Here is a 26,683-nt window from a genome sequence, read left to right as displayed (position 1 = left end):
GCAGACCACCCGTTGCGATACATGCGGTAATGCGCATATATTGCTGCAATGAGTGCCGGACACAATCACAGTCACGCCGACACCCGCGTCAGCCGCATGCTGATCGGCGCAGCGATCCTCACCGTCTTCTTCATCGTCGAGCTCGTCACGGCCCTGACGATCAACTCCATCGCCCTGCTGGCCGACGCCGGCCACATGCTCACCGATCTGGTGGCGATGTTCATGGGGCTGACCGCGGTACTGATGGCCCGGCGCGGATCGGCGTCGGCAGCCCGTACGTACGGCTGGCACCGCGCCGAGGTCTTCACGGCCGTGGCCAACGCGGTGCTACTACTGGGCGTCGCCGGATTCATCCTCTTCGAGGCGTTCGAACGTCTCGGTGACGCCCCGGAAGTCCCCGGTGTACCGCTGATCGTGGTGGCGTTGGTCGGCCTGCTGGCCAACCTCGCGGTGGTGATGTTGCTGCGCGGGGACTCGAAGAACAGCCTGGCCGTCAAGGGTGCGTACATGGAGGTCCTCGCCGACACGGTGGGCAGTGTCGGCGTCCTCATCGCGGGCATCGTCACCGTGACGACCGGCTGGCCCTACGCCGACGTGGTCGTTGCAGTCTTCGTGGCCATCTGGGTCCTGCCCCGGGCCTTCTCCCTCGCCCGGTCCGCGCTGCGAATCCTGTCGGAGTCCTCACCCGCGCACATCGATGTCGACGAACTACGGCAGGCGCTGGCCGCCATCCCCGATGTCACCGAGGTGCACGACCTGCACGTGTGGACGCTGGTCCCCGGCAAGGACATGGCCACCACCCACTTGACCAGCAGCGCAGATTCAGCGCGGGTGCTCGACGATGCGCGAGCCGTACTGGCCGCGCGGGGCCTGGCCCACGCCACCGTCCAGGTGGAACCACCCGGCTGCACCGCGGACTGCCAGTCCCCGCCCGACACCGTGACCGAGCACAAGCCCGGCCACAAGCACTGAGACCGAGGTCAGGCCAGACCGAGCTGCCCGCGGGCCGTGGGGTCGCAGTCGTCGAGCAGATCGAGGCACCGCGCGTACTCGGGTGTCTCCCCGATCGCGTCAGCAGCCCGTGCCAGCGCCGCCACGCACCGCAGGAACCCCTGATTCGGCTCATGCGCGAACGGCACCGGCCCGAAGCCCTTCCATCCGTTGCGACGCAACTTGTCCAGACCGCGGTGGTAACCGGTGCGGGCGTAGGCATAAGCGGTGATCGCCTTGTCATCGTCGAGCGCCTGCTCGGCAAGCGCCGCCCACGCCGCCGACGCCGACGGATGTGCGGCGGCGACGATCGCCGGGTTCTCTCCGGCCGCCAGATCGCCCTCGGCCTCGTCGTCAGCCGGCAGGAACACCGGATCCGGTCCCAGAAGATCACCCATGCGAGTCATGGCGACTATTGTGCCGTGCGGGGAGTGGGCAGGATGTGCGGGCCGGTGGCCGGCCCGAGCACTAGTCTCGAATGCACTCGATCCGCATCAAGAAACCACTCATCAGTAGGTACGCAGCACGGGAGGACCGCAGATCCATGGCAGACCCCACAGGGCCCGACCAGGACGCCAATCCGACCGTCCCCACCGGCGCCGCACCCGATCCGGACACCGAGGTCAACCAGGCTCACGACGAGCCCGCCACCGAGGTGTTCGCCACCACCGACGACACCGCTACACAGCAGACCGAACCCGCGATCAACCCGGGTGAACGGCGCTTCACCGCGCCGTCGGGCATGGATGCGGGCTCCACGCAGATCATCGGCCGCACCCCCGAGCCGGCCACCGAGATCTTCGCGGTGCCTCCCGGCGGCGCAGGTGCCACCGACCCGGCCTTTGCCCAGACGCCCGGGGTACCGCCGCGGCCGGCCGCCCCGCAATCGATCCCGCCCCGCTCCGATGTGCCCAAGCTGCCCGGCAAGAAACGCAGCTGGGGCTGGTTGGTGGCGGCAATCCTGGTGATCGCGGCCCTGGCGGCGGTGGCCGTCCTCGGCACCATCCTGCTGACCCGGGGCGAGGACACTGCCGCCAGCCAAGAGGACCTGGTACGGCAGACCATCGAGAACTTCGACACCGCCATCCAGAGCGGTGATATCGCGACCTTGCGCAGCATCACCTGCGGCCAGACGGCCGACAGCTACGTCAAGTACGACGATCGTCGGTGGACGGACACCCACACCAAGGTGGCTGCCGCCAAGCAGTACCCGGTCGTCGCCAGCATCGACCAGGTGGTCGTCAACGGCGAACATGCCGAGGCCAACGTGACGACCTTCATGGCCTTCGATCCGGCGACCCGCTCGACGCGCAGCCTCGACCTGGAGTTCCGCGACCAGCAGTGGAAGATCTGCCAAGCCGCGCAGTGACGATTTCGGCGCGCTCAGCCGGCTGGAAACGGCTGTGAGCGCGCCGAAATCGTGAGCAAACTGCCTGGGGTCAGCCGGCGGTGACGCTGCGGCCCGCGCTGTGCAGGTCGTTACAGGCCTCGATGATCCGCTCGGCCATCGACGCCTCCGCCTTCTTCATGTAGCTGCGGGGGTCGTAGACCTTCTTGCTGCCGACTTCGCCGTCGACCTTCAACACGCCGTCGTAGTTGGAGAACATGTGCGCGGCAATGGGCCGGGTGAAGGCGTACTGGGTGTCGGTGTCGACGTTCATCTTGACCACGCCGAACTTCAGCGAGTCCTCGATCTCCGACTTCAGTGAGCCCGAGCCGCCGTGGAACACAAAATCGAACGGCTTCGAGCCCTCGGCGAGACCGAGCTTGGCCGCCGCCACCTTCTGGCCCTCGGCCAGGATGTCGGGGCGCAGCACCACATTGCCCGGCTTGTAGACGCCGTGCACGTTGCCGAAGGTCGCTGCCAGTAGGTACCGGCCGCGTTCGCCGGCTCCCAGCGCCTCGACGGTCTTCTCGAAATCCTCAGGCGAGGTGTACAGCTTGTCGTTGATCTCGGCTTCCACACCGTCTTCTTCGCCGCCGACCACACCGATCTCGATCTCCAGGATGATCTTGGCTGCTGCCGACAGCTTCAGCAGCTCCTGGGCGATGGTGAGGTTCTCGTCGATGGGCACCGCCGAGCCGTCCCACATGTGCGACTGGAACAGCGGGTTGGCACCCTTGGCCACCCGCTCGGCCGAGATGGCCAACAGCGGACGAACGTAGGTGTCCAGCTTGTCCTTGGGGCAGTGGTCGGTGTGCAGCGCGACGGTGATCGGGTACCTGTCGGCGACGACATGGGCAAACTCCGCCAATGCCACCGCGCCCGTCACCATGTCCTTGACGCCCAGGCCGGATCCGAACTCGGCGCCACCGGTGGAGAACTGGATGATGCCGTCGCTACCCGCGTCGGCGAAGCCCTTGAGCGCGGCGTTGATGGACTCCGAGGACGTGCAGTTGATGGCCGGGAACGCGTAGGACTGTTCCTTGGCACGGCCCAACATCTCGGCGTATACCTCGGGTGTGGCGATAGGCATGAAAAACTCCTTCTTGCTGCTTGCGGCGGCTTACCTGTCTGCCCCAGCAGTATCTCAAGGAGCTCCTGCAGGTACCAGCTTGGACCGGGTCAAGGGTGTCTCGCCGGTACTCTGGTCGCCGTGACAGTGTTGGCTTCGACCGAAACCGTGACCAATCTGGCCCTTTTACCGGGGTTCTTGGAGCCGGTGACGCTGCTCAACTCGTTCGGCAGCTGGACTCTGGCCGGGTTGCTGCTGGTGGTCTTCATCGAATCCGGCCTGCTGTTCCCGCTGCTGCCGGGCGATTCGCTGCTGTTCACCGCGGGTCTGGTGGCGGCGGGCGGTTCTGAAGAGGTTCCGGCCTTCGCACCGCTGTGGGTGCTGATGCTGACCATCCCGGTCGCCGCGATCTTCGGTGATCAGGTGGGCTATTGGATCGGGAAATCGGGCGGCGAACGACTCTTCAAAGAGGACGCCAAGGTCTTCAAACAGAGCTACCTCGACGAGGCCCACGCGTTCTTCGACCGCCACGGTCCGGCCATGATCTTCCTGGCCCGCTTCGTCCCGATCGTGCGCACCTATGCCCCGCTGGTCGCGGGTGCCGCCAACATGCGCTACCGCACCTTCATCAAGTGGAACATCCTGGGCGGCATCGTCTGGGGCGCGGGGCTGACCGCACTCGGTTACCTGCTGGGCCAGATCAGTGTCATCAGGAACAACGTCGACTACATCTTCATCGGGATCGTGCTGGTGTCGATCATCCCGATCGTCCTCGAGGTGGTGAAGCGGTCCCGCGGCCGAAGCCAGGCACCTACCGACACCGCCGTGAACCCGACCGCGCTGCCCGAGCAGCCCTAGCTCACACATGGCCCGACGCGGGTCCGCCCTGACGGCGTCCCGGTGATCGCAACCAGGAATTCACGCAGTCCCTCGATCGAATTGGCCGGCAGAAACACATCGCAGTACGGCAGTGCGGCCGCCATCGATCCGGCCAATGGAGCGAATCCGGCGGCGGCAACCCTCGGATTCAGCCACACCACGGTGTGAGCCCGGCGCGCCAATCTGGCCATCGCTTTCTCGAGCACCTCCGGCGGGTCGGAATCCCAGCCGTCGGAAGCGATCACCACAACCGCGCCGCGCACCGCCTGACCGTGGGTCGACGTCAGCATCTCGGCGACGCTCGCCCCGAGGTGGGTGCCGCCGTACCGGTCGACGACTGTCGCATTCGCCCGGGCCAGTGCCGCCTCGGCCGAACGATGAGCCAGCACCGGCGTGATGCGGTGCACGGAGGTGGCAAAGACGAACACCTCCGGCCGCAGCGTCGCGGCATTGAGAACGGCGGAGCGCATCAGGTGCAGGTACACGGTGGCGTAGGGACGCATCGATCTGCTCACATCGCACAGGAACACCACCCGGCGCGGCCGCTCGCACCGCCGAACGGTGGCCAGCTGCACCGGTTCCCACTCCGTGGCACGCGACGCCCGCAGGGTGCGGCGCAGATCGATCCTCGAACCGTGCCGGCTGCGCATCGAGCGCTGGCTGCGTCGCCGCGGCCAGTTGACGCTGGCCCGTTCCAGCCAGGTGCCGATGAGCCGGAGGTCGGCGTCGTCGAAGGAATCGAAGGGCTCCTCGGCGCGGGCCCGTAACCTGCTCGGCAAGACCTCGGGAATGGTGATCGTCGAGTCCGACTCCGACCGCACCGACACCGCGGCCGCGGCAGCGGCCGAGCGCGTCACCCACGGGAGGCCGCCGCCGACCTCGGGTGCCCCGGAATCGGCGTGCCCCTCAGCGGGTGACACCGTGTATTTCAGTGACGATCGCAGGTTCGGCGGGTCCAGGCCCAGCACCGCGTCGCCGAACACCGCGGCAAAAACCGAATCGAAGTGGGCCAGGTCGTCGGCCCGGTTCACCAGGGTGAGACGGGCCGCCCAGTACAGCTCACTGCGGGTGCGCGGTGCCAGCCGGCTCAGCGACTCGACGAACGCCGCGGAGCCACTGGGTGACACCACAACGCCCTCGGATCGCAACCGCGCCACCAGCCCCACGGCGAAGGCGGCGCGGTCCACTCCGCGCAGCAGCACCGCGCCGGTCATCTGCGGCAGCCCTTGCGGGCCACCACCCGCCGGCCGACGAGGAACAGCGCGGCGGCCGCGGCAAAAGCAGCCAATACCGGGGGCAGATACTTCCGCAGCGCGGTGCCGCCCGCCAGGTCCAGCAAGTCGATCGGCGCGGGCTCGGCCGCCGGAGGTACCGGAGCCAGGGATACGGCAGCGGGCTCGGATTCGGGTTCGGGGTCCGGCGCGTGGTCGGCAGCCAGCTTGGCCTCCAGCGAATCGACGAACTGACCGAGCAGCTTCTCCGAGACCTGCTGGAGCATCCCGCTGCCGAACTGAGCGAGTTTTCCGACGATCTTCAGGTCGGTGTCGACAACAACGCGGGTGGCCTCACCGGTCGCGTACAGCTGCGCGGTCACCGTTGCGGCCGCGTTGCCGGTGCCACGGGCCTCCTTGCCCTTGGCGTCGATGACCGCGCGGTAGCCGGCACGATCCCGTTCGACGAACCGCACCTTGCCGCTGAACTCGCTGGTGACCGGGCCGACCTTGACCTTGACCCGACCCAGCACGTCCTCACCTTCGTGCCCGACCAGTTGCGCACCCGGCATCAGCGGGATCACCTGGTCGAGATCGTTGAGCACATCCCAGGCCTGATCGATCGGTGCGCTGACGGTGAACTCGTTGGCGATCTTCATCTGCAGGTGGTCCTTTCATAGGTCAGAGCTCGGGTCGCTCTGGGTCAGAACTGGGCGAACGCGTCAGCGATGAGGTCACGGTCATCCGGGGTCTTGGCCAGCGCGCCGAGGCTCACCAGTGCCGCGGGTGCGGTCTCGGGAACGAGGTCGGCGACTCCGAGCACCACCAGTGCCGCCACCCAGTCGATGGTCTCGGCCACTCCTGGCGCCTTGTCGAGATCCAGGTCGCGGACCCCACCCACGAACTGGGTGGCGCGCTCGATCAGCGCGGTGGTCGCACCCGGCACCGTGCGCCGCACGATCGCCGCCGCCCGAGCCGGGTCCGGGTAGTCGATCCAGTGGTACAGGCAGCGGCGGCGCAGCGCGTCATGCAGGTCGCGGGAACGGTTGGAGGTCAGCACGGCGATCGGTGGTTGCTGTGCCACCAGGGTGCCGAGTTCCGGGATGGTGATCGCGGACTCGGCAAGGAACTCCAGCAGCAGCGCCTCGAATTCGTCGTCCGCGCGGTCGATCTCATCGATGAGCAGCACCGGCGGTGCGGGGCCGACGGCTCGGACACATTTCAGGATCGGCCGGTCCACCAGGTAGGTCTCGGTGTACAGATCCTCCTCCGTGATCCCGGTGCCACGGGCCTCAGCCAGCCGGATCGACAGCAACTGGCGCTGGTAGTTCCAGTCGTAGAGCGCCTCCGCAGCGGTCAAACCCTCGTAACACTGCAGCCGTATCAACGGCGAACCAATCACGGCAGCAAGAGTTTTGGCCGCCGTGGTCTTACCCACCCCCGGCTCCCCCTCCAACAGCAGCGGGCGACCCATCGTGGCCGCCAGATAGAACGCCGCCGCGGTGCCGTCGTCGATCAGGTAGTCACGGGAGTCGAAGCGCCGCACCACATCCTGAACGTCGGCGAATACAGTCATATGTCCACACTCGCGGCCGCAAACGCCTCACGGCAGCCCACGCCACAGAACCAGTGTTCGACGCCGGCCACCAGCAGGTAGGGGGTGGCGGGACCGATGACGACGGTCATGCCGCACACCGGATCTGTCGTCTCCACCGCCGCCGGGTGGGCAGTGGCGCCGGACAGACCCTCCACCCGGATACCGCGAATCACCTCTGCCACAATCGACACCGCGATCTCGGCCGGCGTCCTGGCTCCGATCGACAACCCGACCGGAGTGTGCACCCGAGCCCGCTGCTCCTCCGTCAGCGCCATCCCGGCCAGTACCGCCGCGCCGCGAACCCGGCTGGCCACCAGTCCGATATAGCCGACTCCCGCGTTCAACGCCGTGGCGATGGTCTCGGCCTCGGCACCTCCGTGGCTGGCGATGACAACCGCAGTCGCATCGGCGAACCGGTCGCATTCCGGGTCGCTGTCACGAGTCACGGCATATCCCAACGTGTTGCACAGTTCCACCAGCGCATCGGCGATCGGCGTCGCGCCGCAGATCCGCACCAGCGGAGCCGGCATCTCCGGAACCAGGAAGATCTCCAGTGCACCACCCGAGAGGCAGGGGTTCACCACAACGCAAGCGCCGGCCGCCTCCGGGAAGTGCACGTCACCGTCGGGCAGCACCCGCAGCAGCACACTCTCCCCGGCCTGCAGCGCTCCCATCGCGGCGCGGCGCACCGAAGTCTGGGCGCACTGACCGCCGACAAACCCTTCGATTGTCCCGTCGGGCAACAGGATCGCTTCATCGCCGGCATGTGCCGAGGTGGGCTGCTCCGCCCGCACCACGGTGGCGTGGACAAAGGGCGTCCGGTCCCGGCGCAACTGCTGGGCACGCTCTCTCATGGCAAGCACGGATCTCATCGCAGCCCTGCCCGTTCAGATCGGCGGGGTGGCTCGGCCCTGCATGGCCTCCCACACCCGCGACGGGGTCAACGGCATGTCGGCGTGTCTGACACCAAAGGGCGCCAGGGCATCCACCACCGCATTGACCACTGCCGGCGGGGATCCCACCGTGGCCGATTCGCCGATTCCCTTGGCGCCGATCGGATGGTGCGGCGACGGTGTGACCGTGTGGCCCGTCTCGAAATGGGGCACCTCCATCGCGGTGGGGATCAGATAGTCCATCAGCGATCCGCCGAGACAGTTGCCGTCCTCGTCGAAGCCGATCATCTCCATCAACGCCATGCCGATACCGTCGACGAGCCCGCCGTGCACTTGGCCCTCGATGATCATCGGGTTGATCCGGGTGCCGCAGTCGTCGACGGCCAGGAACCGCCGCACCTTGACCACAGCGGTCCCGGGGTCGATGTCCACCACGCAGAAGTAGGCACCGTACGGGTACGTCAGATTCTCGGGGTTGTAACAGATCTGGGCGTCGAGGCCGCCTTCGATGCCGTCCGGGAGATCACCCGCGCCGTGGGCGCGCATCGCGATATCGGCGATCGTCACCGAGGCCGTCGGATCACCTTTGACGTGGAAGCTGCCCTTCTCCCATTCCAGATCGGCGACCGACACCTCGAGCATGCCGGAGGCGATGATCTTCGCTTTGTCCCGGACCTTGCGCGCCACCAACGCTGCGGCGGCACCGGACACCGGTGTGGACCGGCTTCCGTAGGTGCCCAGCCCGAACGGCGTCTGATCGGTATCGCCGTGCACCACGTCGATGTCGTCGGGGGCAATGCCGAGCTCCTCGGCAACGATCTGAGCGAACGTCGTCTCGTGCCCCTGCCCCTGCGTCTGTACCGACAATCGGACAACGGCCTTGCCGGTGGGATGTACCCGCAGCTCACAGCCGTCGGCCATGCCCAGCCCCAGGATGTCCATGTCCTTGCGAGGTCCGGCGCCCACCGCCTCGGTGAAGAACGACATGCCGATTCCCATCAGCTGACCGTCGGCTCGCTTGCGGGCCTGCTCGGCTCGCAGCTCCTCGTAGCCGATCATGTCCATCGCCAGCCGCATGGTGGTCTCGTAGTCACCCGAGTCGTAGGTCCACCCGGTCTTGGAGTGGTAGGGGAACTGCTCTGGTCTCAACAGATTCTGCAGCCGCAGCGCTGCCGGGTCGAGCTTCATCTCGTAGGCCAGGCAGTCGACCAACCGCTCGACGAAATACACCGCCTCGGTGATCCGGAACGAACAGGCGTACGCGACACCACCCGGCGCCTTGTTGGTGTACACCGCCGTCATGTGGCAGTACGCGGCCTCGATGTCGTAGCTTCCGGTGAACACACCGAAGAATCCGGCCGGGTACTTCACCGGGGCCGCCGTCCCGTTGAACGCCCCGTGATCGGCCAGCACGTGCGACCGGATCGCCAGGATCTTGCCCTCGGAGGTGGCGGCTATCTCGCCGACCATGATGTAGTCGCGGGCAAATCCGGTCGATGTCAGGTTCTCGCTGCGGTCTTCCATCCACTTGACCGGCTTGCCCAACAGCAGGGAGCCGACGATGGCACACACATAGCCGGGGTAGATGGGCACCTTGTTGCCGAACCCGCCGCCGATGTCGGGGGCGATGACCCGGATCTTGTGTTCGGGCAGGCCCGCCACCAATGCGTAGAGCGTGCGGTGTGCGTGCGGGGCCTGGGTGGTGGACCACAGTGTCAGCTTGCCGCTCACCGGATCCAGATCCGCGACGGCACCGCAGGTCTCCATCGGGGCGGGGTGCACCCGCGGATACACCATCTCCTGTTTTACCACGATGTCGGCTTTGGCGAAGGCCGCCTCGGTGGCCGCCGCGTCGCCGGTCTCCCAGTCGAAGCAGTGATTGTCGGTTTTACCCTCGAGGTCCGTGCGGATCACTTCGGCCGACGGGTCCAGGGCGCGCCGGACGTCGATCACCGGATCCAGCGGGTCGTAGTCGACGTCGATGAGCTCCAGTGCATCTCGCGCCGAGTATCGGTCCTCGGCGACCACAAAGGCCACCTCTTGTCCCTGGAAGCGCACCTTGTCGGTGGCCAGCACCGCCTGCACATCGTTGGACAGGGTCGGCATCCACGCCAGCCCCTTGGCCGCCAGGTCGGCGCCGGTCACCACGGCCCTGACCTTCGGGTGTGCCAGCGCCGCGGAGGTGTCGATGGAGGTGATCCGGGCATGCGCATAAGGCGATCGCAGAATCGCCAGGTGCAGCATGCCGTGCAGGTTCACGTCGTCGACGTAGGTGCCGCGGCCCCGGATGAAGCGGGGATCCTCCTTGCGCAGCATCCGGCCGTAGCCACACGGCTTCTTGTTGTTGTCGGCCAGGTCCTCCGGGGATTCCAGGATGGTCACGACTGGCTCACCTCCTGGGCGTCCTGGTGCTTGGCCGCCCACTGCACCGAGCGGACGATGGTCGTGTAGCCGGTGCACCGGCAGATCTGCCCCGAAATCGCTTCGCGGATTTCGGCTTCGGTCGGATCGGCGTTGTCCCGCAACAACGCTCGGGCGGTGATCATCATGCCGGGGGTGCAGAATCCGCACTGCAGGCCGTGGCATTGCATGAAGCCCTCTTGCACCGGGTCCAGCTTGCCGTCGACTTCCAGACCTTCGACGGTCACCACGGAGCGCCCGTCAGCCATCGCGGCGAGCATCGTGCAGGACTTGACCGGTTGGCCGTCGACCTCGACCACACAGGTCCCGCAGTTGGAGGTATCGCAGCCCCAGTGGGTACCGGTGAGCCGTAGCTCGTCACGAAGGAAGTGCACCAACAACATTCGTGGCTCTACGTCGGCGCTGACCTGGTCACCGTTGACGGTCATCTTCACATGCATGGTCGGGCAGTCTCCTTCAGTTACCGCTCGGCATCGAGGCGCTGCGCACCCGATCCACCGAGCTGCGCAGGGTACGGATGGTCAGCTCACCGGCAAGATGCCGCTTGTAGTCGGCACTGCCGCGCATATCGGACACCGGTGTGCACGCTTCAGTGGCGGCGCGGCCAGCCTCGGCGAAAGTGTCCTCGGTGGCGGGTTTCCCGATCAGCGCGGCCGCCAGTTCTCGCAGCGCTTCGGCGTCGGGTTCCACCGCGGTCAGTCCGACCCGCGCCGCCGTGATGAGACCGTCCTCGACGGTGACGGTCGCCCCGGCGGCGGTCACCGCCCAGTCCCCCACTCGCCGTTCCACCTTGGCGTAGGCGCTGGAGGTGTTCGGTCGCAACGGAATCCGAACCTCGATCACCATCTCGTTGTGTGCCAGCGCCGTTTCGTAGGGACCGACCAGGAAATCGTCGATCCCGATTTCGCGTTCACCGGCCGGCCCGCGCGCCAGGACGGTGGCGTCGAGAACCGTACACACCGTCGTCAGGTCTTCGGCGGGATCTGCCTGACACAGCGATCCCCCGACGGTGCCACGGTTTCGCACCACCGGGTCAGCGATGACCCGCTCGGCATCCCGGAAGATCGGGCACCGGGCCGCCAGCGGTTCGGAGTCGAGCACTTCCCGGTGGCGGGTCATCGCACCGAGCCGAATCCCCGCAGACCGGTCCGGCGAATTCGGCGTGGCAGGGCCGGTGATCACGTAGGACAACTCAGGCGCCAGGTCGTTGATGTCGACCAGGTACTCGGGGTTGGCGATGCGCAGCTTCATCATCGGCAGCAGGCTGTGCCCGCCTGCGACGATCAGCGCCCCGTCGCCCAGGCGGTCGAGAAGGCCGATCGCCTGGTCGACGCTGGTGGCTCGCTCGTACTCGAAGGGGCCGGGAACCTGCATGTGATGGGCCTCACAATCGTCGGGATGACGTCAGTGTCGGCCCACGCGACAGCGCCGTCAATAGGGGGTTAAGGAATCACTGAACTCACGCGGTATGCCCTGCTCATGATGGATTCGGCCGTCCGTTTCAGCGAGTGGGCGGCCTTGGCCACCCCACCGCCTGGCGACGATCTCCGCCGCGATGGACACCGCCGTCTCTTCTGGGGTACGGCCGCCGAGATCAAGTCCGATCGGGCTGGACAGCCCCGCCAGTTCCGCGTCGGTGAGACCCGCCGCGCGCAGTCGCTCCAGTCGGTCGACGTGCGTGCGCCGGGACCCCATCGCGCCGATGTAGGCCACCTGCGGGAGACGCAGCGCCACCTCGAGCAGCGGGACGTCGAACTTGGGATCGTGGGTGAGCACACAGATCACGGTGCGGGCGTCGATCGCGCCCGACTCGGCCTGGACGGCCAGATAACGGTGCGGCCAGTCCACCACCACCTCGTCGGCGGTGGGGAATCGCGCGGCGGTCGCGAAGACTGGGCGAGCGTCACACACTGTGACCCGGTAACCCAGGAACGTCCCCTGCGCAGCCACTGCGGCGGCGAAGTCGATCGCACCGAACACCAGCATTCGCGGCCGGGGCGCATAGCTGGCGACAAACACTTCCATGCCCTCGCCGCGGCGTTGCCCGTCCGGGCCGTACGTGAGCACGTCGGTGCGTCCCGCGGCCAGCAGCCCCCGGGCGTCGTCGGCCACCGCGTCGTCGGCACGCACCGAGCCGAGGCTGCCCAGCACTTCATCTGATCGCACGATCAGGCGCCGACCGAGCCGTCCGGGGTCCGGATGTGCAATCACCGTAGCCACCGCCGTCGGGCGATGGTCGGCGATATCGTCAGCCAGAGAGGCCAATTCGGGGAAGGTCACCTGCGATATCGGCTCCACGAACACGTCGAGCACGCCGCCACAGGTCAGCCCCACTTCGAACGCCTCGTCATCGCTGACGCCGTAGCGCTGCAGCACCGGCACACCGGTGGCGGCCACCTCGGTGGCCAGTTCGTAGACCGCACCCTCGACACACCCGCCGGACACCGACCCACTGACAATGCCGTCCGGCGTGACGACCATCGACGCCCCTGCCGGGCGCGGGGCCGACCGAAACGTTCGCACCACGGTGCCCACGCCGACGGTTGCACCGGCGCGCCACACCGCGATCAGCTCGTCGAGTACCTCACGCACCATTTCAATCTAAGCCCAACTCCGGTTTTGTGTGGTCGCCGTGAAAATCCGTCGCATCCAGGGAGCGGGCGGGACAAGGCTGCCGTGGGCCGTGACATCAATTCAATCCAGACCGGACCGTGCTTCGTCGTAGTCTCGACGGCGTGACACCTGCGCAGCTTCGTGCCTACTCGGCGGTGGTTCGGCTGGGATCGGTGCACGCCGCCGCCGAGGAACTCGGCATGTCCGACCCCGGGGTGTCGATGCATGTCACGGCGCTGCGCAAGGAGCTCGACGACCCGCTGTTCAGTCGTACCGCCGCCGGGCTGGCGTTCACGCCCGGTGGACTCAGGCTGGCCAGCCGCGCCATCGAGATCCTGGGGCTTCAGCAACAGACGGCAAAAGAGGTCACCGAGGCCGCTCATGGTCGGCGACTGTTGCGCATTGCCGCCTCCGGCGCATTCGCCGAGCATGCCGCACCAGGCCTGATCGAACTGTTCTCGGCACGGGCCGACGATCTGTCCGTCGAGCTGTCGGTGCATCCCACGAGCCGATTCCGCTATCTGATCGAGTCACGTGCGGTCGACGTCGCCTTGGGACCGGTCGCCGACGGGATGGCAGATGCGGGCGCCACCATCGCCATCAGACCATTCCTGAAGTATCAGATCATCACCGTCACCGCACCGGACCATCCGCTTGCCACCGCAAACCCGACGGTGGCGCAGCTTCGTGAGCAGCAGTGGATGTTGGGACCGTCAGCCGGCAGCGCAGACGGCGAAATCGCGGTGATGCTCCGCAATCTCGCCATCCCCGAGGCTGCCCAGCGGATCTTCCAGAGTGAAGCGGCCGCCTTGGAAGAACTGCAGCGTGTTGGCGGTGTCGCCCTGACCGTCGGCTTCACGGTCGCCAAGGACCTTGCCGCCGGCCGGCTGGTTCAGGTGAAGGGTCCAGGGTTGCAGCTGCCCGGCGAATGGTCGGCCATGACGCTGCCACCGGCCTCGCGGCAACCCGCGGTCTCTGAGCTGATCCGGTTCATCACCACTCCGCGCTGCACACAGGCGATGATCCGTGGATCCGGCGTGGGAGTGGCCCGATTCCGCCCGAAAGTGCATGTAACACTGTGGAGTTGAGCCAAGCTCTCAAAGGTCTTTCTCCAGGGCCCGGATCAGGCTGGCGGCGTCCCACGGCCCCTTGTGCCGTCGCCCGTTGACAAAAAATGTCGGCACCGACTGCAGGTCCATCAACTCGGCGTCCTGTGCGTCGTCTTCGACCCGGTGCAGCACCTTCGACGACTGCAGGTCCTCGTCGAACTGCCGGATGTCACAACCGACGCTGTCGGCGTAGCGGTACAGGTGTTCCCATTCCAGGTAGTCCTGGAACTCGAACATCATCGCGCCCATCTCGAAGTACTTGCCTTGTAGCCCGACTGCTTCGGCGGCCAGCGCAGCGTCCATCGCGCGGGGATGGGTCTTTTCCAACGGCAGGTGCCGCCACACGTAGCAGAGTCGATCGCCGAAGTACTCCCGTACTTCGTCGATGGCTCCGGTGGCGCGGCTACAGAAGGGACACTCGTAGTCGCCGTACTCGACCAGTGTCAGCGGTGCGTCCGGGTTTCCCCGGATGTGGTCGCGGGAGGCCTGGACAGGACGGATCAGGGTGGCGCCCACGGCCTTCGGTGGGCTGAGCCGGTCGGTGACCCGGAAGATCGCCCAACCCAGGGCAAATGCCGTGAGCGAGGCCGCCAGCACCCCGACCCGGGCCTCGTCCTGTTTGACGGGGTCCTCGATCGCCAGGTCGATGATGAACAGGGAGATGGTGAACCCGATACCGGACAGTGCGGCACCGCCGGCGACCCGCCGCAACGTCAGACCCGGTGCCAGCTCTCCGACGCCCAGGGAGCGGACCGCGGCGGTGGCAGCGGTGATACCGACGAGCTTGCCGAGCACCAGACCGACGATGATGCCCCAGGTCAGCGAGGAGCCCAGTGCCGCCGACATGGTCTGCCCGTCCAGCCGAACCCCGGCATTGGCCAATGCGAACAACGGCAACACCAGGAAGGACACGTACGGTCCGAAGCCGGTCTGGAGCCGCTCGTTGATGGAGATGGACTCGCGCAGACTGCGACTGGCCTCGCGGGCGTACTCCGAATTGGGTGACTGCCGGAACGCGCGGATCACGTCGACGGCGGCCTCGACCCGTTGCCGCTGCGGGGTGAACACCGGGATCAGCAGTGCCACACCCACTCCGGCGAGGGTGGGGTGCACTCCCCCGTTGAAAAGCGCCACCCACAGCGCGAAGGCCAGCACCAGGTAGACCGGCCCCCGCCCCTTGGGCAGGTGTCGCACCAGTGCGATCGCCCCGAGCAGCAGTACCGCGATCACCAACGGCACCACCCTGACCTCATCCGAGTAGAAGAACGCGATCACCAACAACGCGCCCACGTCGTCGACAACGGCCAGCGTCAACAGGAAGGTCCGCAATCGGGCCGGGAACTTGGGGCCGATGATGGCCAGCGCACCGACCAGGAATGCGGTATCGGTGGAGATCACCACCCCCCAGGCCAGTGCGTCGTCGCCACTGGGGTTGAAGGCCAGGAACACCACGGCGGGCAGGACCAGCCCCGCGAGTGCGGCCACCACCGGCACCACGGCCCGGGCCCGATCGGTCAGTTCGCCGATCTTGAACTGGCTGGTCACCTCGAGCCCGACGATGAAGAAGAAGAACGCCATCAGGCCGTCGTTGACAAGATGTTTCATGGTGAGTTCGACGTGGGCGTCACCGAAGTTCAACCCGACGTCGATGTCCCAGAACGCGGTGTAGGAGTCGGCCCACGGCGAGTTGGCCCACACGATGGCTGCGACGGTGAACACCAGGAGCATTGCCGCAGCGGTGTTCTCACCATTTCGCGGCGCTGTCGGGTCCTGGCCGAAGCGGCGCGGAAGCAACCGGATGAATCGGGAGCCGCCTGACGAGTCGGACTGATCGGTGGTATCGGTCACGCGGGCGCTCGACGCGACTGGATCCAGCTCCCGGTTTCAGCCATCGATCTCGCTCTCCGTCTCAGCCGTGAGGGTGTGCGCGGCTTCCATCAACATCCAGCCCGACAGTTGCACCGACAGATCTCGCTCGGGCTGCTCCGAAGGATTTACCGCACCTTCGACGAACTCGGCTTCTTTGCCGCCTTCGGTCGGAATCACTGCGGCCCGATCCCAGGACGGGCCGAACAACGGCAACCCGTCGACCGTCTGTCGATATTCCCATGCCGATTCCGCCGAGCGCAGCACCAATGACCCGGCCAGTTCGCGGGTCGCCTGGTCGGCGTCGGTATCTCCGGGCAGTGTGGTCGCCGCCAAGGCCAGGTATCGCGCCGTCACCCCGTGGAACAGGCCACCGTCGCCGCCGCCGGCACCTTTGAGGATCCCGGCCGGTGCCATCTCGGCGGCAATCGCCGCGACCAGTCGGCGCACCCGGGCCGCGTGCCGGTCATCTCGGGTGCGCACTGCGAGCTCGGTCTCGAGGCCGACGACAACACCCTGGCAATAGGTGTACTGGGCGCGGACCAGAGAGCCGGCTTTGATGCCGTCGAACACCAGGTGGGACTCGGGATCGATGAGCGTCTGGTCGATCCAGTCCGCCATCTGTTGGGCGCGACGTAGCCGGTCCGCGTAGCGGGCCAGGAAGATTCCGGCCGGCCCGTTGGCGGGGGCGTTGAAGAACTGGTCTTGTTTTCGCCACGGGATACCGCCGCCATCCTCGGGCACCCAGGCATTCACCAACTGCCGCGAAAGTGTTTCCAGCGCTTTGGGTTTGGAGACTCCGACGAGTCGTCCCGCGCGTTCGAGCGCCAGCGCCAGCCACGCCATGTCGTCGTAGTAGTCATTGGTCCACCGCAGGATGTTGCGGAGGTGGTGGCTCCGGACCTGGCGGGCGATCCTGGTCACGCGCTCCGGGCCCGGGTTGCGGACGTGCGCGTCGACCAGACAGTCCAGCAGGTGCGCCTGCCACCAGTAGTGCCAGGTGAGGAAGCGTTTGTCGCGTGCTGTCGGCGGCCAGGCGACAACACCGAGCTGAGTGCCCGGCAGGCGCAGGAGCTTCTCGAGGTGGCGGGTGGTGACAGCGGCTTCCGCGGACGCCGCGCGGTTGGCCCATACCTGGTCCATACCTGGCATCTTCCCCTACCAAGCGCGTTCGATGTCACCCCAACGCCGGATCCAGGAGTGCATGGCGATACCGGCGGCGACCGACGCATTGATGCTGCGCGTCGAACCGAACTGCGCAATGGAGACGACAAGCGCGGCGCCGTCGCTCGCAGCCTCGGTGATCCCGGGCCCCTCCTGGCCGAAGATCATCAGTGACCGCTGCGGCAGGTCGGTCTCCTCCAGCCGGGTGGCGCCGGGCACGTTGTCGACGGCGACGACGGTCAACTCGGCGGCTGCGGCGAATTCCAGCAGGTCGGCGGTGCTGTCGTGGTGTTGCAGTCGTTGGTAGCGATCGGTCACCATGGCACCTCGCCGATTCCAGCGGCGGCGGCCGACGATGTGCACGGTGTCGACCGCAAACGCATTGGCGGTGCGCACCACCCCGCCGATGTTCGAGTCGTTGCCGAAGTTCTCGATCGCGATGTGCAGCGGGTGTCGACGACGATCGATATCGGCGACGATGGCTTCCCGCGTCCAGTAGCGGTAGGTGTCGACGACGTTGCGGGTGTCTCCGTTACGCAGCAGATCGTCGTCGTAGCGGGCGTCGACGGGCCATGGCCCCTCCCAGGGGCCGACGCCGCCGGGTGAAATGCCCCATTCGGTGGGGCCGGGTTCGGTCATTTTGTCCACACCGCGGCGCGAGTGCCGACCACTGTGACGGTCGAGTAGAGCAGGGCGGCGTTGATCTCCCCCTGGGTGCACAACGAGACATTCATGTGCACCGAGTTCAGCGAGGCGTCGGGCAGCACCAACACCGACGACCCGTAGGTCGAGCAGGCCGGGTTGATTCCGGGCGGCGGCAGCGTCGGGGAGACAACAATCATCATCGGGCCCTCTCGGCTCGCGGATTCGTCGCGGTACGCGGCGGCCACCGCATCGATCTGCAACCCCAACAGCATGTAGCCGTTGCCGACAAAGGCTGTCGGGTCGCCCAGCGACTGCGCGGTGAGCGCGGCACCGTCGGCCCGCCACGCCTCGACGCTGGTGGTGCTGATCTTCAACCCCGTGTCGTTGCTGTTCGTCGGCGGCAGTCCCACCGGGAACGCAGCCGCGTAGGCCGCGGCCGTGCCGGATAGCCGTTCGGCGGGTGAGTAGGCGTATACCCCGCGGACCTGCGATTGATCACGGATCGGACCCAGGCATACCGTTCCGGTCAGGCCTTCGGGTGTGCGCGTTGCCAGCGGCGTGATGGCGGCACCGAGCACCCCGTCACAGCTGCCGAGTCCGGTTCTCTCGATCGGGTGGACGAGCGCACCGTAGAGGCCGAACCGAAAGTCCGGCGGCGCCGCGTGGGGTTCCGCGTCATCAGTTGGAGCGGCATCGATGTCGACCAGCACGTGGTCGGCTTCGAAGCGCAAGTTGGCCACGGAGACATTCCAGCCCAGCAGGGTCTGTGATTCCCCGAGTCGGACTTCACCGGCACCATACGGTCGCGGCGCGGCATCGCCGCTGCACCCGGCCACTGTGAGCACCGCGACCACCAGGCTGAGCAGCACCGGCAGGAAGCGGCGATGCAGTACTCGGAAAGCGTGCACAGTCCTCCAGCTGCAGATGGGTTGGTCGGGCTCGTTGGTCTGGTGGACGAGATCCCCGTTGCACTGTACGGTGCTCGCCGATCGACCGATCTCGCGCCCGGCAGGCAGGTAATTCGCTAGATGCAGGCGACCACGTCACGTTTCGGCGCCGAGCCGAACTCGAGAGCCGCTGCGCTCATACCCAAAACAGCAAACTCTAGCCCGTACCGAGCCCACTGTCCGGCACGCCACGGCTCAGCCGCGCCGATACCACCGGTACCACCCTAGGGAACGGACTCGCCGCGCGCTCGTGCAGCGAATGCGCCGTATCGCACAACCGACGGAACTGCGTCGGCCGGACAGGGATTGCGGATGCGCCGAAGCGTCCGCGCGCCGGTCCCGACGATCCATTTGTTGACGCTCCCGCAAATTACGAATTCGCGTCTTGCAAGTTGCCGGTCCACCGGCCTTGGCATCGCCTACCCACTACTTCAGATGGCAAACACACAAGAATGAACGCAAATCCTTTGGATGAAATACCGCCGGACATGCACAAAGTGGCTTGAACTGCACTAACACTCGGATATCAGACACCACCCGGGCAATAATTGATTCAGCACATTGACGTACCGAAAGTACGCGCAAACCCCATACAGCTTCGGCAAACCCCTGGCCGCAGCCCAAACGAAACGGATTTCACCGTGACCATTCAGTACGATGTTGTCAACACCGAGTCGCTCCGCATGCCGACGAGTCCGAGTTGGTACGACGATGAAACCGACTGCACGATTGTGGTCTCAGAGCCCCACGTGGAACGTGAACTGTGGGCCGAGTACCTGCTCGGTGCAGAACGTAGCTACCAGAAATACGGCGTGGAGGCGGCATTGGACTGGGACGAGATCGCCGATGGCGGCGACACCGCCTTGTTCTTTGCCGCAATTGACAAATCCGGCAAAGTTGTCGGCGGCACCCGAGCCAAAGACCCGTACTACACCGCCGACCAATCCCACGCTGTTCTGGAATGGGAGGGCCAGCCCGGCCACAGCACTGTATGCAAAATGATCGGCGACCGGATCCCTTTCGGCCTTTCCGAGATGAAGACGGCATGGGTGTCCGACGACCCGGGCCGCAGTCGCGCACTGACCACCACGCTGGCCCGCACGGCTATGCACACCATGTCCATTCTCGACATCCAGTTCATCATGGCGACAGCAGCGGCCCATGTCCTCGAGCGTTGGCAGTCCTCTGGAGGCGTTGTGGTGTCCCGCATCCCGGCGACCCCTTATCCCGATGCGCGGTACCGCACCAAGATCATGTTCTGGGATCGCCGCACGTATGCCAACCACGCCGAACCGCACCAGGTGGCCAAGGTGCTCACCGAGGCCGCGTACCTTGCTCCCGTGAGCCATCGACTGCACTCGGTCCCAACAACCTCCGCCGGATCTCGCCAGTGAGCCGAAGCCCAGGCACCATCGACATCCACGAACAGCCGCATACGGCAACACTTCTCGACGAGCGCGATCAAGAGGACCGGCAGCTGCTCGAGAAGCTGCGCGCCGACGCCGGAATCGAATTCATCGACACCCTGGAACAGCAACGGGAATCCCTGGCCCGGTTACGCCCCGCGGTGTCCGAGCAGCTCCGAGACGAACCACACCGATGGGCCTACTATCCGTGGCGGCGCACCGTCGTGAGCATCCTGGGGCCGGCCTCGTTCGCCCTGTTACGGCTCGACCGAAACCGCAATCTGATCACGGCCGCCGAACAGGACCGTCTCGGGCAGCTGCGAGTTGGAGTCGTCGGACTCAGCGTCGGCCATGCCATCGCGCACACCATCGCCCTACAGGGAGTGGCCGGCCGGCTGCGTCTGGCCGACTTCGATGAGTTGGAGCTGTCGAATCTGAATCGGGTTCCGGCTACGGTCTTCGACCTGGGCGTCAACAAGGCGATCATCGCGGCTCGGCGGATCGCCGAGCTGAACCCGTATCTACCGGTGGAAGCTTCCACCGGCGGACTGTCAGCGGACACCGTGGACGACTTTCTCGACGGTCTCGACGTGGTGATCGAAGAGTGCGACTCACTGGACATGAAGCTTGTCGTCCGCGAAGCCGCCCGGGCCCGTCGTATTCCGGTGTTGATGTCCACCGGCGACCGTGGACTCCTCGACGTGGAACGGTTCGACCTCGAGCCAGAACGCCCGATCCTGCACGATCTGTTGCGGGGACTCGAGTCGGCCCACCTGGCCGGGCTGTCCACCCGTGACAAAATCCCACACTTGCTCCGCTTCCTCGAGGTATCGCGCTCATCGGCACGCGGGGCGGCATCCATGCTCGAGGTGAACTCGACCTTGACCACATGGCCTCAGCTGGCGGGCGAAGTGATTCTCGGCGCCACCTCGGTTGTCGAGGGTGTCCGGCGGATCGGGCTCGGCGAAGACCTGCGATCCGGCCGGATTCGCATCGATATCGGGGCGGCACTCGATAACCTCGAGCAACCCGAGATGCCGGTCGATTTCCCCGCTGCCGAGCCGGTCTCGGAACCCGGCGGCGCCGGTGGCAACGAGGCAGGCGACCCCGACAGCAACGACGTTGTAGGGGTCCTGGCAGACGCCGCGGTCCGGGCCCCCTCGGGCGGCAATACCCAGCCCTGGCGCATCACGGCCTCCCCGGGCACGCTCACCGTGGCAATCGCACCCGAGCGCACGTCGCTGATGGACGTCGAATACCGCGCCAGCGCGGTGGCACTGGGTGCATCGGTGTTCAATGCGCGCGTCGCTGCCGCAGCTCTGCAGCGCACTGCGACAGTCGAATTCACAGAACCCTCACAGGACGACGACAGGTGGCCGCTGTCGGCCACCGTCCGGTTGTCCACCAGTGCCGACACCGGGCTGGCAGCGCTGTACGAACCGATGCTGGCGCGGAGCACCAACCGGCATCTCGGCACGCCCCGCAAACCGTCCGCCGGCACCGCCGAGTTGCTGGCGGCAGCGGCCACCGGCGAAGGAGCCGCGTTACGGTTGCTCACCGACCGCGACACCATCACCGATGCCGCCAGAATCCTGGCCGCAGCCGACCGGATTCGCTATCTGACCGGTAATCTGCACCGCGACATGATCTCCGAACTGCGCTGGCCCGACGATCCGGATCCGAACCGGGGTATCGAGGTGATCAGCCTCGGCCTGGACCGCAATGACCTGGTGATGCTGGATATCCTGCGCCGCCACGATGTGATGGACTGGCTGGCCGCCTGGGAGGGTGGTTCGTCGTTGGGCGACGACACCTTCGACCGGGTGACGTCGAGTTCAGCACTGGCCGTGGTCACCATCGACGGGGACAGTCTCACCGACTACGCCCGTGGCGGCGCGGCCGTCGAAGCAGTCTGGATCGCCGCGCAACAACTCGGCTTCGGCGTGCAGCCGGTGTCCCCGGTGTTCCTGTATGCCCACGACAACAGCGATCTGACCACGCTGTCACCACAATTCGCCGAGCAACTGGGTCACCTCCAAACGGCGTTTCAGACCGTCGCCGGCACCACCGGTAGCCGTAGCGCGCTGGTGTTGCGGCTCTCCGACACCCCACGTGCGCCATTCCGCAGTCGCCGGGAGGCCTACACTAGGAAAATGGTCGAGGCGTAACGAATATGTCCAGACGCTTAGACCTCTTGGTGACTTCCGTCGCGACGCGACTGATGGGGGCCAACGCTGAAACCTCCGCGGAGATCAGCACCCAGGTCCTGGCTCACTTGGTCGAGTACCTCGGTGTCGACATCAGTTTCCTGCGCTACAACGATCACGAGATCCGCGCCACCAAGTTGATCGCCGAGTGGCCACCCCGGCCCTCGATTCCCGATCCGGACCCCATCGGCCTGGTGTATTTCGCCGATGCGGACCCGGTGTTTGCGCTCGCCGAGACCGCCAAGGAACCGTTGGTGATCCGGCCACCCTCGACGCCGGATTATCAGAAGACCATCGAAGAGGGCAGCGGCATCGTCGCCACCTCGGGGGCATTCGTTCCGCTACTTTCTGGCGATATAACCACCGGCACAATGGGTTTCATCAAAATCGGCGATCGCGAATGGAGCACCGAGGAACTCAACGCCGTCAAGGCCATCGCGTCGCTGTTCGCTCAGGTGCAGGCGCGCATCCTGGCCGAGGACCAATTGCGTTACCTGGCCGATCATGACGATCTGACCGGCGCTTTCAACCGCCGTGCGCTGATCGCACATCTGGAGCGGCGGCTGGAGGCGGGCCGACCGGGGCCGGTGGCAGTGTTGTTCCTGGACCTGGACCGGCTCAAGGCCGTCAACGACTATCTCGGTCACAGCGCCGGCGACTGGTTCATTCGGATCTTCGCCGAGCGGCTGCGCGCCAAAGCCGGTGGCGACAGCCTCATCGCCCGGCTGGGCGGCGACGAATTCGTGGTCGTTCCCCACGAACCGATGGGGGTGTGTGCCGCTGAGGAACTCGCTCACCAGCTGCAGTCCGCGCTGCGCGAGCGTGTCGCGATCGACGGTGAGATGCTGACCCGCACCGTCAGTGTCGGTGTGGCGCTGGGCGAACCGGGTCACGACTCTGCATCCGATCTGCTACGCAAAGCCGACCAGTCCGTGCTCAACGCCAAGAGTGCCGGCGGCAACAGGATCAGCGTCTTCTCGGAGGACATGTCGCTCAAGACGGCGTTCCGAAACGATATCGAACTCCATCTGCAGGGCGTCATCGACAACGATTCACTGGTACTGCATTATCTTCCGGAGATCGACATGCGGACCGGCGAAGTGCTGGCCGCCGAGGCGCTGGTGCGCTGGCAACATCCCACCCGCGGCCTGCTGTACCCCGATTCGTTCATCGGCGTCGCGGAGTCCATCAACCTGGCCGGCGAGCTCGGCCGCTGGGTGATGCGGACCGCCTGCGCCGAGTTCAGCCAGTGGCACTCGCGCGGCGTGGCGCTGGATGCGGTACTGCGCCTCAATGTCTCACCGGTGCAGCTGGTCGCCGACGGCTTCGCCGAAACGGTCGCCGGCATCCTCACCGAGTTCGACTTGGCCGGCGAATCGGTGTGCCTGGAGATCACCGAAAGCGTTGTCGTGCAGGACATCGAGACCACCCGTATCACGCTGGCGGCATTGAAGGCGGTCGGAGTGCAGATCGCGATAGACGACTTCGGCACCGGTTACAGCGTGCTGTCGCACCTGAAGTCCCTGCCGGTCGACACCCTCAAGATCGACAAGAGCTTTGTCCGCGATTTAGGAAGCAGCGCAGGCGATCTGGCGATCGTACGTGCCGTCATCGCCCTGGCGGAGGCCTTCGACCTGGAGTTGGTGGCCGAAGGTGTGGAAACGGAAATGGCCGCCCGGACGCTGGTACAGCACGGTTGCAATCGGGCCCAGGGCTACCTGTTGTCCCGCCCGTTGGTGGGCTCGGCCATGGAGGCCATGTTCGCCAAGAAGCGAATCGTGGCCCCCATCCTGTCGCACTGATCAGCGCGACTCGCGGACCAGCAACTCCAGCCGACCGAACCGGCTCGCCGGGCACGACACCAGGGCCACTTCACCGGTTTCGCAAAGGTTGAGGTCGGCTCCGGCGACACCGGGGTTGCTGTCATCGGTGAGCGCAAACATCACCCCGTGGCGCACGCGAACGGTGCGGGGGCCGTCGGCCCATTCCACAACCGCTCCGACCACCGCGCCGGCGTTGTCGAAGACCAACCGCTGGAAGGAACCCGGCTCCTGGTCCGGCTCCAGGGTGGCCAGCCAGCGTTCCAGGCTGTCGGCGGGGTGTAGCGGATCGATGTCAACGGTGTCCACGATGGTGATCTCGACCGGGCCCGCCGCCGACGTGTACGACGCCTTCAGCTGGTGATCGGTGGCCCGGGTATAGAGCGATCCGTACGGGGACGACACGCAGGACCTCCCCCAATCCCGTAGGGCGACACCGTGGAATGTGGCGATCCGGCTCTTCGCCAACTCCCGGCGCAACGGCCCCTCGACGTGGCGTACCTCGACGGCAGGGGCGGGCTGCGGCTCGAAGTCCTCGCTCAGTGCACGCAGGTAGGTGGCGGTGGCCTCATCGGTGCTACCGAGCGCAGCTACCAACGGATTGTCCGGTTCCGCGGGTTCGGCGGGTACGGCCGCTTCCGCCGATTCGGCGGGTGCGGCGGGTGCGGCGGGTTCGGCCAGCAGGACGTCGAGACCGGCCCGCGTCGCTGCCAGGGCAACCGCGGTGCGGAGCCTGCCGTGGCCCACACAGACGATGTCCACATCGTCGTCCCAGTCCCAGCTGTCGACGCCATCGGCTGCGTCCCAGTCGGCGTCCGCATCCTCGGGAGCGGACGCGGTATGCCGGTCCCCGGTCGAGGAGGTGCGCGCGTCGTGTTTGCGGTGTGTCCGGCTACGCGCGGCCCTGCCTGCACTCATTCCAGCCCCAGGTCCCCGAGCCCCAGTGCACTGCGGTACGGAACCCCTTCGGCTTCGATGATCTCGGCGGCGCCGGTGGCCCGGTCCACGACGGTGGCCACTCCGACCACCACGCCCCCGGCGTCGCGCACGGCGCGGACCGCTGTCAGTGGAGACGCGCCGGTGGTGCTGGTGTCCTCGACGACCAGCACCCGCTGACCGGCGACGTCGAACCCTTCGATGAGCTTCTGCATGCCGTGGGTCTTCGCAGCCTTACGCACCACAAACGCGTCGATCGGCCGGCCTGGCGCATGCATGATCGACGTGGCCACCGGGTCGGCGCCGAGCGTCAACCCGCCCACGCCCGCGTAGTCCCAGTCGCTGGTGAGCTCACGCAGCAGCGATCCGATCAGGCGCGATGCCCGATGTTGCAAGGTGGCCCGGCGCAGGTCGACGTAGTAGTCGGATTCCTTGCCGGAGGACAGCACGACGTGGCCTCGCACCACGGCCAGCTCGCGCACCAGGGCGGCGAGTTCCGCGCGGTCGGTTTCGGTCATTTCGGGTGCTGCCATTACCTGTGCCTCACGTTGGTCGGTGCTTCACGTTGGTCGGTGCTTCACGTTTGTCGGTGTCTTGGTTCGTTGGTGTCTCAGGTTCGCCCACGGCCGTTTCCCACTCGGTTGGCGAGCGCCCGGACCAGGTTCCGGGGTATCAGCCGGCCGCCGCCGGTCAGTAGCTTGTACTGCCAGCCCGGCACGATCACCACCGCCCCCTTGGCGACGGCGGCGAGGCTGTTGTGCACCACATCGTCTACCTCGAGCCACCACAGTGACGAGGTGCCGGACATGTCGATCCCGGCGCGTTGATGGAACTCGGTCCGGACGAAGCCGGGACAGACGGCGTGCACACTGACGCCGGTGCCCGTCAGAGCACCGGCGAGGCCCTCCGTGAACGACACCACCCAGGCCTTCGATGCCGAGTAGGTCGACCCCCGGCCGGGTACCAGGCCCGCGACGCTGGCGATGTTGATGACGGTGCCGGCGCCGTTGTCCAGCATTGCCGGCAGTGCGGCCCGGGTCAGTTCCATCACGGCGGTGACGTTGACGTCCAGCTGTGATCGGAGCACCGCGGGGTCGGCAGACCAGAACTCCCCCGACGTGCCGAAACCGGCGTTGTTGACCAGCACCCGGACGCCGGCGGACACCCGTTGTGCGACAGCGGCCCGGTCCGCGGCGACGGCCAGGTCGGCCGGCAGTATCTCGACATCGCGACCGAATCGATCAGTCAGCTCGGTGGCCAGCGCCGTCAGTCGATCGACATCGCGCGCCACCAGGACGAGGTCGTAGCCGTCGGCCGCAAAGCGGCGTGCGTAACCCTCTCCGAGTCCCGACGTGGGGCCGGTGATGACTGCGGTGGGTGGACGGTGTGGAGTTTCGGGGGCCACTCCAGCAAGCCTAGTTAGCGTTGATAGTGCGGAGCCTGGTGCCCGGTGCGGGGTGCCGTGCGACGCACTGTTTCCGGACGGGCGTCGCGGCGCACGGCCTCGGGTGAGATGTTCGGGG

At 66.5% G+C, this 26,683-nt stretch carries 24 protein-coding genes; 7 read left to right on the top strand and 17 right to left on the bottom strand.

Annotated elements, in window-relative coordinates; translation table 11 throughout:
- The first annotated feature begins 48 nt into the window (after nt 1-48).
- Nucleotides 49-972 carry a cation diffusion facilitator family transporter gene (locus WBB07_RS03170; RefSeq protein ID WP_526304671.1) on the top strand — a complete coding sequence of 308 codons (924 nt, stop codon included), beginning with the start codon at nt 49-51 and terminating at the stop codon, nt 970-972.
- 8 nt (nt 973-980) lie between these two features.
- Here the strand turns inward: WBB07_RS03170 and WBB07_RS03165 are convergent, their stop codons facing one another.
- Nucleotides 981-1,397: a DUF3151 family protein gene (locus tag WBB07_RS03165; RefSeq protein WP_526304669.1), complete on the bottom strand. Its 417-nt coding sequence runs from the start codon at nt 1,395-1,397 to the stop codon at nt 981-983.
- Nucleotides 1,398-1,534: 137 nt separating this feature from the next.
- On the opposite strand from WBB07_RS03165, the gene WBB07_RS03160 reads away from it, so the two are divergent.
- A complete protein-coding gene (locus WBB07_RS03160) occupies nt 1,535-2,359 on the top strand; it encodes an Rv0361 family membrane protein (protein WP_526304667.1) in 825 nt (274 codons plus the stop codon).
- A gap of 70 nt (nt 2,360-2,429) precedes the next feature.
- On the opposite strand, the gene fbaA is transcribed toward WBB07_RS03160, so the two are convergent.
- A complete protein-coding gene (gene fbaA / locus WBB07_RS03155) occupies nt 2,430-3,467 on the bottom strand; it encodes a class II fructose-bisphosphate aldolase (RefSeq protein ID WP_526304665.1) in 1,038 nt (345 codons plus the stop codon).
- Between the two features lie 120 nt (nt 3,468-3,587).
- Here fbaA and WBB07_RS03150 point away from each other — a divergent pair, with 120 nt between their 5' ends.
- A complete protein-coding gene (locus tag WBB07_RS03150; RefSeq protein ID WP_526304663.1) occupies nt 3,588-4,304 on the top strand; it encodes a VTT domain-containing protein in 717 nt (238 codons plus the stop codon).
- Here WBB07_RS03150 and WBB07_RS03145 read toward each other — a convergent pair.
- Genes WBB07_RS03145 through WBB07_RS03110 form a run of 8 tightly spaced genes read right to left on the bottom strand, consistent with a single transcriptional unit; the run spans nt 4,301 to nt 13,039 of the window.
- Complete coding sequence (locus WBB07_RS03145) at nt 4,301-5,539, bottom strand: vWA domain-containing protein (protein ID WP_526304661.1); 1,239 nt, start codon at nt 5,537-5,539, stop codon at nt 4,301-4,303. The genes WBB07_RS03150 and WBB07_RS03145 overlap by 4 nt on opposite strands.
- On the bottom strand, nt 5,536-6,195 hold the full coding sequence (locus tag WBB07_RS03140) for an SRPBCC family protein (RefSeq protein WP_526304660.1): 660 nt from the start codon (nt 6,193-6,195) through the stop codon (nt 5,536-5,538). The genes WBB07_RS03145 and WBB07_RS03140 overlap by 4 nt, the downstream gene beginning before the upstream one ends.
- Before the next feature lie 44 nt (nt 6,196-6,239).
- Complete coding sequence (locus WBB07_RS03135; RefSeq protein ID WP_526304658.1) at nt 6,240-7,112, bottom strand: ATP-binding protein; 873 nt, start codon at nt 7,110-7,112, stop codon at nt 6,240-6,242.
- A complete protein-coding gene (locus WBB07_RS03130) occupies nt 7,109-8,005 on the bottom strand; it encodes an XdhC family protein (protein WP_526304656.1) in 897 nt (298 codons plus the stop codon). The genes WBB07_RS03135 and WBB07_RS03130 overlap by 4 nt, the downstream gene beginning before the upstream one ends.
- A gap of 15 nt (nt 8,006-8,020) precedes the next feature.
- Complete coding sequence (locus tag WBB07_RS03125; protein ID WP_526304654.1) at nt 8,021-10,408, bottom strand: aerobic carbon-monoxide dehydrogenase large subunit; 2,388 nt, start codon at nt 10,406-10,408, stop codon at nt 8,021-8,023.
- Entirely contained in the window at nt 10,405-10,887 is a 483-nt protein-coding gene (locus WBB07_RS03120) for a (2Fe-2S)-binding protein (RefSeq protein WP_526304652.1), read from the bottom strand. The genes WBB07_RS03125 and WBB07_RS03120 overlap by 4 nt, the downstream gene beginning before the upstream one ends.
- 16 nt (nt 10,888-10,903) lie before the next feature.
- Nucleotides 10,904-11,821 (bottom strand): FAD binding domain-containing protein, encoded by a 918-nt coding sequence (locus WBB07_RS03115; RefSeq protein ID WP_526304650.1) that lies wholly within the window; start codon nt 11,819-11,821, stop codon nt 10,904-10,906.
- 57 nt (nt 11,822-11,878) lie between these two features.
- A complete protein-coding gene (locus WBB07_RS03110; protein ID WP_526304648.1) occupies nt 11,879-13,039 on the bottom strand; it encodes an XdhC family protein in 1,161 nt (386 codons plus the stop codon).
- Nucleotides 13,040-13,182: 143 nt separating this feature from the next.
- Here WBB07_RS03110 and WBB07_RS03105 point away from each other — a divergent pair, with 143 nt between their 5' ends.
- Nucleotides 13,183-14,148 carry a LysR family transcriptional regulator gene (locus tag WBB07_RS03105; RefSeq protein ID WP_526304646.1) on the top strand — a complete coding sequence of 322 codons (966 nt, stop codon included), beginning with the start codon at nt 13,183-13,185 and terminating at the stop codon, nt 14,146-14,148.
- A gap of 9 nt (nt 14,149-14,157) precedes the next feature.
- Here WBB07_RS03105 and nhaA read toward each other — a convergent pair whose 3' ends face one another.
- The 4 genes from nhaA to WBB07_RS03085 form a co-directional block, all read right to left on the bottom strand.
- Nucleotides 14,158-15,969: a Na+/H+ antiporter NhaA gene (gene nhaA, locus WBB07_RS03100; protein ID WP_526304739.1), complete on the bottom strand. Its 1,812-nt coding sequence runs from the start codon at nt 15,967-15,969 to the stop codon at nt 14,158-14,160.
- A gap of 84 nt (nt 15,970-16,053) precedes the next feature.
- Nucleotides 16,054-17,178 carry a glycoside hydrolase family 76 protein gene (locus tag WBB07_RS03095; protein WP_526304644.1) on the bottom strand — a complete coding sequence of 375 codons (1,125 nt, stop codon included), beginning with the start codon at nt 17,176-17,178 and terminating at the stop codon, nt 16,054-16,056.
- 15 nt (nt 17,179-17,193) lie between these two features.
- Nucleotides 17,194-17,838, bottom strand: coding sequence for a TrmH family RNA methyltransferase (locus WBB07_RS03090; protein WP_526304642.1), 645 nt, complete (start codon nt 17,836-17,838; stop codon nt 17,194-17,196).
- Nucleotides 17,835-18,719: a hypothetical protein gene (locus tag WBB07_RS03085; protein ID WP_526304737.1), complete on the bottom strand. Its 885-nt coding sequence runs from the start codon at nt 18,717-18,719 to the stop codon at nt 17,835-17,837. The genes WBB07_RS03090 and WBB07_RS03085 overlap by 4 nt, the downstream gene beginning before the upstream one ends.
- 755 nt (nt 18,720-19,474) lie before the next feature.
- Here WBB07_RS03085 and WBB07_RS03080 point away from each other — a divergent pair.
- Genes WBB07_RS03080 through WBB07_RS03070 form a run of 3 tightly spaced genes read left to right on the top strand, consistent with a single transcriptional unit; the run spans nt 19,475 to nt 24,206 of the window.
- Nucleotides 19,475-20,185 (top strand): hypothetical protein, encoded by a 711-nt coding sequence (locus tag WBB07_RS03080; RefSeq protein ID WP_526304735.1) that lies wholly within the window; start codon nt 19,475-19,477, stop codon nt 20,183-20,185.
- Nucleotides 20,182-22,365 carry an Rv1355c family protein gene (locus WBB07_RS03075; RefSeq protein WP_526304640.1) on the top strand — a complete coding sequence of 728 codons (2,184 nt, stop codon included), beginning with the start codon at nt 20,182-20,184 and terminating at the stop codon, nt 22,363-22,365. Before WBB07_RS03080 ends, WBB07_RS03075 begins: the two co-directional genes overlap by 4 nt.
- A gap of 5 nt (nt 22,366-22,370) precedes the next feature.
- Nucleotides 22,371-24,206, top strand: a complete 1,836-nt coding sequence (locus tag WBB07_RS03070) for a bifunctional diguanylate cyclase/phosphodiesterase (protein WP_526304638.1) — start codon at nt 22,371-22,373, stop codon at nt 24,204-24,206.
- Here WBB07_RS03070 and WBB07_RS03065 read toward each other — a convergent pair whose 3' ends face one another.
- The 3 genes from WBB07_RS03065 to WBB07_RS03055 all read right to left on the bottom strand — a co-directional run bounded on the left by WBB07_RS03065 (nt 24,207) and on the right by WBB07_RS03055 (nt 26,565).
- Nucleotides 24,207-25,142 (bottom strand): hypothetical protein, encoded by a 936-nt coding sequence (locus WBB07_RS03065; RefSeq protein WP_526304636.1) that lies wholly within the window; start codon nt 25,140-25,142, stop codon nt 24,207-24,209.
- Nucleotides 25,139-25,678, bottom strand: coding sequence for an orotate phosphoribosyltransferase (gene pyrE / locus WBB07_RS03060; protein ID WP_526304733.1), 540 nt, complete (start codon nt 25,676-25,678; stop codon nt 25,139-25,141). The genes WBB07_RS03065 and pyrE overlap by 4 nt, the downstream gene beginning before the upstream one ends.
- Before the next feature lie 92 nt (nt 25,679-25,770).
- On the bottom strand, nt 25,771-26,565 hold the full coding sequence (locus WBB07_RS03055) for an SDR family NAD(P)-dependent oxidoreductase (protein WP_526304634.1): 795 nt from the start codon (nt 26,563-26,565) through the stop codon (nt 25,771-25,773).
- Nucleotides 26,566-26,683: the final 118 nt, after the last annotated feature.

Origin of the sequence: Mycobacterium sp. (assembly GCF_049647605.1) — a bacterium.
GTDB lineage: Bacteria > Actinomycetota > Actinomycetes > Mycobacteriales > Mycobacteriaceae > Mycobacterium.
The sequence above is the reverse complement of the archived record's forward strand: the minus strand, read 5'-3'. Positions and strand labels throughout refer to the sequence as shown.